The following is an 11,807-nucleotide window of genomic DNA, read 5'->3' on the forward strand; positions in this document are numbered from 1 at the left end:
CTCGTCCTCGTCCAGGAAGGTGATGTCGAAGACCTTCGCGAAGTGCTGGCCCAGGTCGTGGGTCGTCCCGACCTGCAGGGCGCGGCCGTCCTGCATCAGCGCCTCGACGCAGAAGGTGTCCCGCGCCCCGGCGAACTTCTCCGACTGCGACTTGAGCCCCTTCAGCACCGGCACCGCCAGGTCCTCGGTGTAGAACCGCTCGTAGACCTCCAGCATCTTCAACGCCTCGTTGATCGCCTCGGTCTCGGTGCGATGGCAGGTGTGCCCCTCCTGCCAGAGGAACTCGGTGGTCCGCAAGAAGAGGCGCGTCACCTTTTCCCAGCGCACCACGTTGGCCCACTGGTTTATCAACAGCGGCAGGTCGCGGTAGCTCTGAATCCACTTGGAGTAGATGGAACAGATGATGGCCTCGGAGGTGGGGCGGACGGCGACCCGCTCCTCGAGCTCCTTGTCGCCGCCGTGGGTCACCCAGGCCACCTCGGGGGCGAAGCCTTCCACGTGCTCGGCCTCCTTCGCCAGGAGGCTCTCCGGGATGAACAGGGGGAAGTAGGCGTTGACGTGGCCCGTGGCCTTGATCCGGGCGTCCAGGTAGGCCTGCATGTTTTCCCACATGGCGTACCCGTAGGGGCGGATGACCATGCAGCCCTTGAGGGTGGTGTAGTCGGCCAGCTTGGCCTGGCGGACCACGTCGGTATACCAGGCCGAGAAATCCTCGTGGATGTCGCTGATGGCCTCGATGGTAACTTTTTGCTTGTCCTTGGACATCAATTGACCTCTCGGGATGCCGCCGGGAGGGGAGGCTCGGTCACCCGTATCGGACGGATGACGGAACGGGGCTACGTCTCCGGTGAGCGGGACGCGGCACGGAAAAAAATGCCGGCGTCCGCCGTACTGTCCCGGTCATGGGTGTAAAAACCCGCCCTCATTTTTCACCCTCGCCTTCGCCCGTCTTGTCTATTATGACGTACACCCGCTCGCCCTTCGCGGCCAGTCCCAGGCGCTCCCGCACGATTTTCTCCAGGAACGCGTCGTCCGCCCCGAGCCGATCCAGAAGCTCCCGGTAGTGCCCCGCCGTCTCCAGGGCCTCGTTGTACCGCTGGTGAAGCTGCTCCTTCTCCCCCTCGAGCTCCCCCAGATGGAAGAGGCTGGCCTGGGAACCCAAGAGGAGATAGGCCAATAGCCCAGTGGCGATGATGGCTAAAAGCCACCAACGCCGCCGTATCCAGGGTCGGCCGTCGGCGCGGCGGTGGGTTTTTTCCAGTCTGTCAGCCATGGCGAGCGTCAACCCCCATTTTAACACAATCCGGCGCCGGGGGCCCGAGCTGTGGTAAACTGGGGTGTGTACTAGTCACGGGAGGCGGCATGGAAACCGTCTTCGTCGCGGTGGACCCCGAGTTCATCGGACGCCAGTTGAAAATCGAGGAAGACCCCCTGGGGCGGATCGCCCGTCGGCTGTCCGGGTTAAAGCTCGCCTTCATCCGCAGCGCGGCCCTCGCCGAGCACCTGGAGAAGCTGAACGAGCCCGACGCCCTGGCGTACTACCGGAGCCGGACCGGGGAGGTCCGCCCGGCCCGGGTGAATCCCGACGACTTCCCGGACCGGCTCTCGGCGATGCTGGCCGGGGCCGCCGCGGCCGCCGGGGCGCCCTTCGTCCTCACCGACAACCAGGAGTTGACCCACCTGCCGTACCGCGGCGGGCGGTTCGTGGACGAGTGGGACCTCGCGGACGCCCTCGGCGAGGGCGATGCCTCCGAGCCGCTGCCGGCGGGACAGAATACCGAGTCCGTGTACAAGTGCGCCGACGAGATCCAGTGCAACATGCTCGTCAGTCTTCTGGAGGACGAGTCCATCCCCTGCCTGGTCAAAAGCCAGGAGGTGACGTCCCTGGACGGCCTGTTGGCCACGGGGGCCGGTTTCTGGGCCGACCTCCACGTCTTCGGCGGGGACGCCGACCGGGCCAGGCGGCTCATCGGGGAGTTCCTCGCCGCCCGGACGGAGGAGTGAGGGAACCGAACCCGGTAATAAAAACGACCCCGTCCCCCCAGGGACGGGTTTTTTTCGGGGAAGAACCGCACCCGCCTACAGCCCTTCCTCCCCCGGACTCTTGCCGTCGAGCCCCTCGAGGCCGGTGGTGAACTCGCTCGCGCCGGCGGAGAAGCTCCCCTCCCCCTCTTCGGGAGAGCCGAAATCCTTCAGGTACGGGATGCGCCAGTTCTCGGCGTAGCAACCGTTGGCGCGGAGCAGGTTCCCCAGGCTGCACACCAGGCTGCCGTTCATGGCCGCGTAGGCGCGGTAGGCGGGGTTGGCGAAGCCGTTGCCTTCGTAGGGGACTATCTGCACCGTCCGGGCCCGGCTCATGCGCACCTTGCCGGTGCAGTAGTTGATCACCGAGTAGTAATCTATGCCTGTGCCGCAGAAACGGCTGAAGAGGTAGAGGTTGAATCGCTCGCCCAAAATGCGGGCGCACTCCCGGATCAAAAGGCGCTTGCCCCAGTACGGGGCGCTCCCCTCGGCGTCGGCCACCGCCTGGTCCGCGTCGGCACAGACGGCGGAGTAATTCACGAACCAGGCCACCACCTCGAGATCGGCCTCGATAACCTCGCTCACGATGCGGCGCTGGAGCTCCGCGGCCCGGGCCGGGTCGAGCTCACGCAAGAGCGCCAGGTAATAGGTGGCGTAGTAGAGGTCGAAGACGGCGCTGGAGTTGTACTCCTCCGCCTGTTCGGACTGGCGGGCGGCCCGTTCCTGCTCCTTCTTCCAGCGCTCGTAACCCTGCTGGTACGCCTCCCGATCCTCGGGTGTCAGCCGGGCCAGCTCCGTCTCCGAGAGAACCCGGAACTCCTCCTCGGGCAGCCGCTCCACGTCGAGGCTGGCGATGTCGCCGGGGCGCACGCTGCGGCGCAGATCGGGCACATCGCGCAGACTGTCGAAGTGGAAGGAATCGCGGGGGTGCTCCGGGGGCGGGGCGTCGGGATCGGTGGAGGGCTCGGGCGTCTCCGGCGGCTCGAAGTGCTCCAGAGCCCGCCGGACGATGATCATATCCTCCACCGCCCGGTAGACGGCCCCGGCCACCGCGGCGGGCTCCGACGCGTACCGCAGGGTGACGTCCTTTAAAATCTCGAAGGCCTGCTTGTGCAGCCCGGAAAGGTGCTTGGCCACCGCCAGCCGGATGCGCACCAAATCCTGTTCCAGACCGGAGTAGCGGCCGAGGAGCCCCTCGAAGGCGCCGGCCGCCTCGGCGTAACGGCCTTCATCGAGCAGACTCTCGGCGGAATCCAGCCCCGCCACGATCGGAGACCCCCCTCCACCGGGAGAGGTCCCCGCCGCGACCTCCTGGGCGCCGGCGGCATTGCCGACGGCGACGGCGAAGATGAGAATGGCCGCTGGAATCAGTTTTGCCGGGTACATAGCTCGGTTCGCTCGGTTCGCCGACATCGGTTCCCCAATTATAGCCCACCCGAGGGCGATGACAAGGGGCGGTCCGGACCGCCCCGCCGCCCGCGAAAGGGCACCCGCTCTCCCCCCCGATGCAAAAATATCCGCCCCGAGGATCACCGCTTGCCGGCGAGCAGGTGACCGATGGCGAATCCCAGGAAGATAGTCGTGATGGAAAGGGAGACCGCCGTCAGGAGCCATTCCTCCTCGGAGACGATGCCCGCAATAAGAAGGCCGACCCAGAGCACGGCCACGATGAGCCCGCCCAGGCAACCGGAATCCTTCAGGTCCACCGACGCCATCTCCTACACCTTCTTGGTCATCCAGCGACCCCGGCGGAACCAGAGCGCCACGAAGATACCCTCAAAGATCTGGCTCAGCATCACCGCCGACCAGACGGCGTAGTCGTGGAAGTGGAAGACGTGAATCATGAGCAGGGCGAGGGGCACCTTGACCGCCCAGTTTGCCAGAATCGCGGCCCACATGGGCGGGGCGGTGTCCCCGGCCCCCCGGAACCCCCCGCCGAAGGTCCCGGCCAGGGAACCGAAGATGCCGCCCAGACCGATGAAGATCAAATAGTGGTAGGCCATGTCCAGCACGTGCCGGTTGGCCAGCGAGTCCAGGACGGGCCGGACCACCTTGAAGACGCCGGCCTTGAGGAGCCCGATCACCCGCCAGGGGAGGCCGGGGCCGTTCGCCTTGACGAATGCGGCCAGCCGTTGCGCCGCCGCGGCCACCGGCACCGGCGTCGAGTCGCTCTGGAGAAAAACCCGCGCCAGCTCACGACCGAAGACGATGTAAAGCGTGGCCAGGAAACAGCCGATCATCAAGCCGAAGACAGCGGTCTTCTGGGCCGCCTCCCTGGCCCGCAGCGGCACTCCGCGACCGAGGAACTGGCCGACCAGCGGAGCCGGCGCCGCCATCAGCCCGTCGGACAAGAACTGCCCGAAGATGAGCGTGGACATCCCGATGGTGAAGGCGGTGGCCACCAGATTCACCACCCGCCCGTCGGGGAGGTACGTCTTGAGGCTCGACGCCAAGGCGATCATGATAACGCCGGTGAGCGGCCGGGTGACGGACTGGCCCATGGCGGGCAGGCCGATCTTGAAGAAGCGCTTCTGCTCGCGCCAGGCCGGCGGGTGCCGGAAGAAGCCCACGAGCGAAAGGTTGGACCAGTGGAAACGGTACGCGAAGAGGATGACGCCCAACCCGACGAAGGAGGAGATGCTGGAGGCCAGAGCCGCGCCGTTCACGCCCATCTTGGGGAAGCCCCAGTGGCCGAAGATCAGGAGCCAGTTCAAAAAGACGTTGAGGACGTTCACCGCGACGAAGGCGTACATCCCGGTGCGCGTGTCCCCGGAACCGACGAAGATCGAGTGGATGGTGAAGGCGCAGACCAGGGCGCCGAACCCCGGGGCGAAGAAGCGCAGGTAACCCACCCCGACGGTGTACTGCTCCGGCGTGGGGTCGTAAAGCCGCATCAGGGCGGGAGCCAGGAACTCCATCACCACCACGAGGATGATGGCGATGCCGCATCCGATCCATAGGCCGCGGTGACCGGAGGCGCCGGCCTCGTCTTGCTCGCCCGCCCCCCAGTGGCGCGCCACGATGGCCACCACCCCCGCCGTCACCAGCTCCACCAGGGCGAAGCCGAGCCAGATGAGGCTCCCGGAGAAGCCCACGGCGGTCACCGGGTCGCGCCCCAGCACCCCGATGAACATCCGGTCCACGATGTTGGCGAAGTTCATCAGGATGCTGGCCATCGTCGCCGGCCAGGCCAGCTGCCAGATGTTGCGGTAAATGCTGCGGTTGTCGAGGTCGAGCTTGGCCAGGAGTCCCCCTCGGGGCGAAGACGCACCATGGTAACATGCCGGGTCGGCCCCCGTCTTGTGGTCGCCCTTTCGTGTATACTATCGGCTGCATAAAAGAGACAAGGGGTTTTAAATGGGCCCCACGGGAAACCGAGCGAACCGTAGGGGCGACCCTCCGCGGTCGCCCGCGGGCGGGGACGGAGCCCCGCCCCTACCGGCGAAACCCCTTGTTCCCCTGAAAGGAAAAGCCATGAGGCGAACGAGCTTTAGCGAACTACGCCCCCGGCGAACCGAGCTACGCTCCGGGCGAACCGTTGTCCTCACACTCCTCTTGATTCTCGCGCTCACCGCCGCCGCAGGCCTGCCCCGCCTGATTCCCCGCGAAGTCCTCTTCGGCAACCCGGAAAAGTTCTCGCCCAGGCTCTCGCCCGACGGGACACAGATGACCTACATCGCCCCCTCTGAGGGGGTGCTGAACGTCTGGTTGAAAACCGTGGGCGCCGACGACGACCGCCCCCTCACCCGGGACGCGGGGCAGGGGATTTCCAGCCATTACTGGGCCAAGAACGGCGAGTACGTCCTCTACCTCCAGGACTTCGACGGCGACGAGAACTACCACGTCTACCGGGTGAGCGTCGCCACCGGGGAGGTGACGGACCTCACCCCCTTCGAGGGCGTGCGCTGCCAGATTTCCCACATCACCTACGACCGCCCCGACGAGGTGGTCCTCTCCATGAACCGGCGCAACCCCGAGGTCTTCGACTACTACACCCTGAACGTGGTCACCGGGGAAACCACCCTGCTGCAGGAAAATCCCGGCGACGTGCTGTACTACGACCTCGATTGGAACCTGCAGCCCCGGGCGTATTCCAAGCCCACCCCCGAAGGCGGCGAGGACTTCTACGTCCGTCGGACCGCGGATTCCGAATGGGAGCGCATCTTCACCTGGGAATACGGGGACACGGATTCATTCTCCATCAGCATCACCCCGGACAACCGCGGGCTCTACCTGGCCGATTCCCGGGGCTCGAACACGCTGCGCCTCGTGGAGCTGGACCTCGCCACGGGCGGGACGAAGGTCCTCGCCGAGGACCCCGACTACGACATCCACTACGGCCACGGCGATTCGAGCTTCCTCTTCGACCCCGTGACCCACGAGCTGGAGGCAGTGGCCTTCTACCGCGACAGGCTGGAATGGGAGCCGCTGTCGGAGGACGTCCGGGGGGACATCGAGTTTCTCAACGCCGCCTTCGACGCCGATTACTACTTCTCCGACCGCTCCCGCGACGACCGGACGTGGCTCGTGACGGCGTATTTCGACGACCGCTCCTCGGCGGCCTACGTCTACCACCGCGACGGGCGAAGCCTCGAGAAGATGTTCGACATCCGGTCCGATATCAACGACTACACCCTGGCCCCGATGATCCCCATCACCTACGCGGCCCGTGACGGGGTGGACATCCACGGGTACCTGACCCTGCCGCCCGGGGTTCTGCCCCGGGACCTGCCACTGGTCCTCGACGTGCACGGCGGCCCCTGGGCCCGGGACATGTGGGGCTTCCAGGGCGAGGTCCAGTGGCTGGCCAACCGCGGCTACGCCGTGCTGCAGGTGAACTACCGCGGGAGTTCCGGCTTCGGCAAGGCGTTCCTGCACCTGGGCGACAAGGAGTGGGGCGGCAAAATGCAGGACGACCTCACCGACGCGGTGGAGTGGGCCGTGGGGCTTGGGCTCGCCGACCCGGAAATGGTCGCCGTCTACGGCTGGAGCTATGGCGGCTACGCGGCACTCGCGGGGGCGACCTTCACCCCGGACCTCTACGCCTGCGCCGTGTCGGGCCTCGGTCCGGCGAACCTGGTGACGTTCATCGAGACGGTGCCGCCTTACTGGCGCGTGGGCCAGGAGAACTTCTTCCGGCGCGTGGGCAACCCGAAAACCGAGCCGGAGTTCCTCGAAAGCCGCAGCCCGATCAACTTCGTGGACCGGATAAAGATACCGATGTTTTTGATTTACGGCGCCCACGACCCGCGGGTGAAGCTCACCGAGGGAGAGCAGATTTCGGCGGCCCTGGAGGCGGCCGGGATTTCATTCGAGTACGTCGTCTACCCCGACGAGGGTCACGGTCTGGCCCGGCCGGAGAACCGCCTGGACGCCTACCGTCGCGTCGAGCGCTTCCTCGCCGACAACCTGGGCGGTCGCTTCGAAGAATAATTTGACAAAAAGGCAAGACCCGGCTATTATTTAAGCAGTTGCTTAAATACAGGGGAGAGATGCCGCCCGAACCGAATCCCAGCGAGGTCTTCCGCATCCTCGGCGCCCGGCGCAGGCTGGCCATCATCCGCATCCTCCGCCACCACGGGCCCGCCGGGGCCAACAAAATCGCGGAGATTCTGGGCATCACCCCCGCGGCGGCCTCCCAGCATCTCAAGGCCCTGCGGCAGGCGGGGCTGGTCCTGGCCGAGCGCCACGGCTTCCACATCCCTTACAGCCTCAACGAGGAAACCCTGCACGAGTGCTGTTGTGAAATAAGCCAGGCCTGCGGGATGCACCACCCCAATTTGCCCGACCCGCCGGAGAACGACCTGGAGGCGCTCCTCTCTTACAAGGAGGGGCTGGAGAGGAAGCTGCGGCTCATCAAGGAGAGGATCGAGGATCTGCTACGGGAGGATTGAAATTTTTTTCGACATGTATTTAAGAATGCGCTTAATAGCTTAACTTCCTGACCACAACAGATACCAAAGGAGCAAAAATGTGCTGCGAAACCCCGAGGCACCACCACCAAAACGCTTTTGGCGGCGGCAAGGAATGCTGCGGCCCGATGATTTCCCGCCGCTTCCACTCGAAAAAGGAGAGGCTCGAGATGCTCTTGCGGTACAAGGAAGAGCTGGAGGGCGAGCTGGAGGGGCTCAAGGAGGAGATCGAGAGGCTCGGCAAGTAGTCGCCCGGTGGAAAGAAGGCCGTCCCCCGTGGACGGCCTTTTTTACACCCTCGGCTGAAACCGGGGTGGGTCTTCCGTGTCCAACAGGGTGAGGGAGGACCGCCGATCTCCCCGCCGGGCACGGAGACATCGCGCCCCGCTACGAGCCCCGGCAACGGTTCCGACGAAAACGCAAAGGCACCGCGCGCGGCGATACCCTCTCGAATGTCAACCGATGCCACCCGCGGGACTGGGTCCAGCTTCAAGCTGGCAGCAGGTTGGGTAATGAAAAGAGTACCGCGCGCGGCAATACCCTCTCGAAGGCCGACAAACTCTCGTCGCGGGGCAGTGTCCAGCTTCAAGCTGGTGGTGCCGGAGGCCGGGAATGAAAAATGGCACCGCTCGCGGCGATACCCTCTCGAATGTCAACCGATGCCACCCGCGGGTCAGTGTCCAGCTTCAAGCTGGTGGTGCCGGAGGCCGGGCTCGAACCGGCACGGACCGAAGTCCGGGGGATTTTGAGTCCCCTACGTCTACCAGTTTCACCACTCCGGCGAACGTTCCGTTCGATCATGTACCGCGGGGATAGCTGGATGTGCTCGGTGCTTTATACCCACGAACCCTACCCGTTAGACGGACGACGACTTTGAAAGCGTTCCGTTCGATCATGTACCGCGGGGATAGCTGGATGTGTTCGGTGCTTTATACCCGCGAACCCTGCCCCTTAGACGGACGACGACTTTGAAAGCGTTCCGCTTGACCGGGCCCCACGAACTGAGGGCGGGAAGAATATATAACCGACCCCCCGGGCTGTCAACCGGCGACGACCCAGAACCGTCCGACGTGGTACCATTGACGGTCCTCGAAGACCTCTCTTCCGGAGTCGAACGATGAGACCATTAGCCATCATTGCAACGCTCCTGGCCGCCGCCGCCTCGGCCGTCCCCGAAATCGCGGCGGTGCGGGTGGAAGAGGGGCCGAAGCTCGACGGGTTTTTAGACGACCCCTGTTGGACCGCGGCCCAGTGGCACGAGGGTTTCGTCCAGCGCGACCCCGACCCCGGCGCGCCATCCACGGAGATGACCCGGGTGGCCTTTGTTTACGACGGGGTGACCCTCTACATCGCCTTCGACTGCCGCGACTCCGACCCCGGTGGTTTGCAGAGCCACCTGGCGCGGCGCGACTCAGGCATTACCTCCGACGACAACGTTGACGTCTACTTCTCGCCCACTGGCGACGGGCGGCTTCTGTACTACTTCAGCACCAACCCCGCGGGCGTGAAGCTGGACCAGCTCTACACCAACCGCGCCCAGTGGGCCTCGGGGCAGTGGGACGGGCACTGGGACGTGGCCACGGCGCGGACGGCCGACGGATGGAGCGCCGAGTTCGCCGTGCCCTTCGCCAACTTCCAGTTCGACGCGTCGGCGGGGAACGACTGGATTTTCAACGCCGGCCGCGTCGTCCGCCGAAAACACGAGGAGACCTACCTGGCCGAAGTGCCCTACTCCGCCAATATGTTCTACACGGAGTACGGCGCCCGGCTGACGGGCATCGAGGGGGTGGGCCAGAGCCTGGGCCTGGAGCTCGTCCCCTACGTCAAGGGCGACTACCGGAACTACCCGGAGCTCGCCGGCGACGACCGAGACCAGCTCAAACCATTGACCGGTCTCGTGCTGGACTTCGACTTGAGCCGCAACCTGAACCTGGCGGCCACGGCCTTCCCCGACTTCGCCGAGATAGACCTGGACCCCGACCAGTACGTGGTCGGCCGGGACCAGGTGTACCTCTCCGAGACGCGGCCCTTCTTCCTGGAAAACTCCAACTTCTTCGCCACCCCGTACTTCGAGATGTTCTACTCCAGGCGGATCGGCAAGCGGCTGTACGGCTCCAACGGCCTCTTCGAGGACTCGGACATCGTCGGCGGCGGGCGGCTGACCGGGAAGGCGGACCGTCTGGGCTACGGCGCCTTCTACGCCCACACCGACGAGGCGGTCACCGACCTGGCCGCCGAGCCGGAGAGCGACTGGGGGGTGGCCCGGTTCACCTACGACGTCACACCGGGCGGCTACGTCGGGCTGGCCGGGACGTCCCGCCTGGCCCGCGGCGTGGAGCTGCTCGACGGGACGGTACTGCCGGCTTACGACTACGCGGCCTACGCGGCGGACTTCGACCTCTACTTCGGCGAGAACGGGGAGTGGAACGTGCTGGGCATGGGGGTGGCGGACTACGACAGCCGCAACCCCGGGGGGACGATCGAGGACCAGCACGCCGTCGGCCTCGAAGTGAATTACACCGGCGACGTGGTGTACTCCAGCCTGGACTACGACCAGTTCACGGAAGGCTTCAACCTGGACGAGACCGGCTACATGTGGATCAGTGGGCTGGCGCTGCGCCACTTCGACTACAATCTGCGGTTCCGTTTCAACTTCGGCTCCGAGGCGGCGCTCCGGAGCTTCTGGATCTCGGGCGACGCCGATGTCAACCGCGACTGGGACTGGGGGCCGGCGTTGGACGAGTTCGAGCTCGAGCTCTCCAGCATGCTCCAGAGCGGCTGGCTCATGGGTGTGGGCGGGGGTTACGGCCACGACTGGCTCCTGGACCCAGTCAAACCCGTGGAGTACTACTACGGCTATTACTGGGTCAACACGCCGTGGTCCGGGATGTTCACCGGCAACGCCTCCGCCTCCTACGGCAGCCTGGCCGATTACACCACCGGCGCCGTGGGCGACCTCTTATCGGGCAGCCTGGAGGGCACGTTCCGTCCGCTCTCCGCCCTCCAACTGTCCGGCAGCGTCGAGTACTACGACTGGACTTTCCCGAAAAACGCCGCCGACTACTGGGGGCAGCCGGTCGAGGACTACGACATCGTAATCTGGCTGGGGTCGCTGAACTACCTCTTCACCCGGGAGCTGTACCTGCGGCTCTTCGCCCAGGGCTCGACCCAGAACGACCTGTACGCCTTCCGCGGGCTGGTGGGTTGGGAATACCTGCCCGACTCGAACATCTACCTGGCCTACGAGCAGTGGCGCGACGATACCGGGGGAGACTTCCGGATGGTCAATCAGGGGGTCTTTCTCAAGGCCGAGTATTACCTGCAGTTCTGACGCGCGGCTCGCGGGTGTCAAGGTTCGGGGCGCGTGATGCAAAAGCACCCGGAACGTGCTATAATCTTTTAATTGCCGTTTTGAGCGCGGATGTGGTTATAACCAAAGCGAAGACAAGGGGTTTAACCGAGCGAAGCGAGCTATGCCTCTGGCAAAACCCCTTGCACTCAGCCACAAGCGAAGGAGGAAAGATGCGGCAGTTTCTTCTGGTGTTGATGGCGGGCCTGGCCCTGGTTCTCGGCGGCTGTACCAGCGTCCCGGGCGACGGTGACGGAGACGGCGACGGCGTGGACACCCAGGCCTTCTTCCCCAACGACAAGGACAACTACTGGATCTACTTCGTGGAAACCGAGGACCACAATCTCAACGAGGACTGGACCATAGTTGACGATCCGGGCTACCAGCTCTGCTATTCCCAGCAGCGGATACGCATCCACTCGGAGAATAACCCCGACGATACCTACCAGGACATGTTCTTCACCGACGATGAGACCGAGGCCGTGATTAATGAAGGGTACACGGTCTACGACGAGGGCGACCAG

Annotated in this window: 11 protein-coding genes and 1 tRNA gene; 6 read left to right on the forward strand and 6 right to left on the reverse strand. The window is 65.0% G+C overall.

Translation table 11 applies throughout. The features are described 5' to 3' along the window. Nucleotides 1–765 (reverse strand): proline--tRNA ligase (locus NTW26_04280; protein MCX7021489.1); only part of this gene is annotated, 765 nt, incomplete at its 3' end. A 157-nt stretch (nucleotides 766–922) separates the two neighbouring features. Further along, nucleotides 923–1,273, reverse strand: coding sequence for a septum formation initiator family protein (locus NTW26_04285; GenBank protein ID MCX7021490.1), 351 nt, complete (start codon nucleotides 1,271–1,273; stop codon nucleotides 923–925). 89 nt (nucleotides 1,274–1,362) lie between these two features. Between NTW26_04285 and NTW26_04290 the strand changes: the two genes are divergently transcribed. Then, complete coding sequence (locus tag NTW26_04290; protein ID MCX7021491.1) at nucleotides 1,363–2,004, forward strand: DUF2007 domain-containing protein; 642 nt, start codon at nucleotides 1,363–1,365, stop codon at nucleotides 2,002–2,004. 75 nt (nucleotides 2,005–2,079) lie between these two features. On the opposite strand, the gene NTW26_04295 is transcribed toward NTW26_04290, so the two are convergent. From NTW26_04295 to NTW26_04305, 3 genes are all read right to left on the reverse strand, one after another. Further along, entirely contained in the window at nucleotides 2,080–3,435 is a 1,356-nt protein-coding gene (locus tag NTW26_04295; protein MCX7021492.1) for a hypothetical protein, read from the reverse strand. A 116-nt stretch (nucleotides 3,436–3,551) separates the two neighbouring features. Next, a complete protein-coding gene (locus NTW26_04300) occupies nucleotides 3,552–3,737 on the reverse strand; it encodes a hypothetical protein (protein ID MCX7021493.1) in 186 nt (61 codons plus the stop codon). 3 nt (nucleotides 3,738–3,740) lie between these two features. Continuing rightward, the gene (locus NTW26_04305; GenBank protein MCX7021494.1) at nucleotides 3,741–5,198 is read right to left on the reverse strand and encodes an MATE family efflux transporter; all 1,458 of its coding nucleotides are present in this window, start codon (nucleotides 5,196–5,198) and stop codon (nucleotides 3,741–3,743) included. A gap of 298 nt (nucleotides 5,199–5,496) precedes the next feature. On the opposite strand from NTW26_04305, the gene NTW26_04310 reads away from it, so the two are divergent. The 3 genes from NTW26_04310 to NTW26_04320 all read left to right on the forward strand — a co-directional run bounded on the left by NTW26_04310 (nucleotide 5,497) and on the right by NTW26_04320 (nucleotide 8,182). Then, nucleotides 5,497–7,455, forward strand: coding sequence for a S9 family peptidase (locus NTW26_04310; protein MCX7021495.1), 1,959 nt, complete (start codon nucleotides 5,497–5,499; stop codon nucleotides 7,453–7,455). Between the two features lie 59 nt (nucleotides 7,456–7,514). Continuing rightward, on the forward strand, nucleotides 7,515–7,916 hold the full coding sequence (locus tag NTW26_04315) for a metalloregulator ArsR/SmtB family transcription factor (protein MCX7021496.1): 402 nt from the start codon (nucleotides 7,515–7,517) through the stop codon (nucleotides 7,914–7,916). A gap of 77 nt (nucleotides 7,917–7,993) precedes the next feature. After that, on the forward strand, nucleotides 7,994–8,182 hold the full coding sequence (locus NTW26_04320) for a hypothetical protein (GenBank protein ID MCX7021497.1): 189 nt from the start codon (nucleotides 7,994–7,996) through the stop codon (nucleotides 8,180–8,182). Nucleotides 8,183–8,629: 447 nt separating this feature from the next. Here NTW26_04320 and NTW26_04325 read toward each other — a convergent pair. Beyond that, nucleotides 8,630–8,716 (reverse strand) — tRNA-Leu (locus NTW26_04325). Between the two features lie 335 nt (nucleotides 8,717–9,051). Between NTW26_04325 and NTW26_04330 the strand changes: the two genes are divergently transcribed. Next, nucleotides 9,052–11,265 carry a carbohydrate binding family 9 domain-containing protein gene (locus NTW26_04330; protein ID MCX7021498.1) on the forward strand — a complete coding sequence of 738 codons (2,214 nt, stop codon included), beginning with the start codon at nucleotides 9,052–9,054 and terminating at the stop codon, nucleotides 11,263–11,265. A gap of 191 nt (nucleotides 11,266–11,456) precedes the next feature. Next, on the forward strand, nucleotides 11,457–11,807 hold a 351-nt coding region (locus tag NTW26_04335; protein MCX7021499.1), incomplete at its 3' end, for a hypothetical protein.

This window comes from bacterium, from assembly GCA_026398675.1.
In the GTDB taxonomy this organism is placed as follows: Bacteria; RBG-13-66-14; RBG-13-66-14; order RBG-13-66-14; family RBG-13-66-14; genus RBG-13-66-14.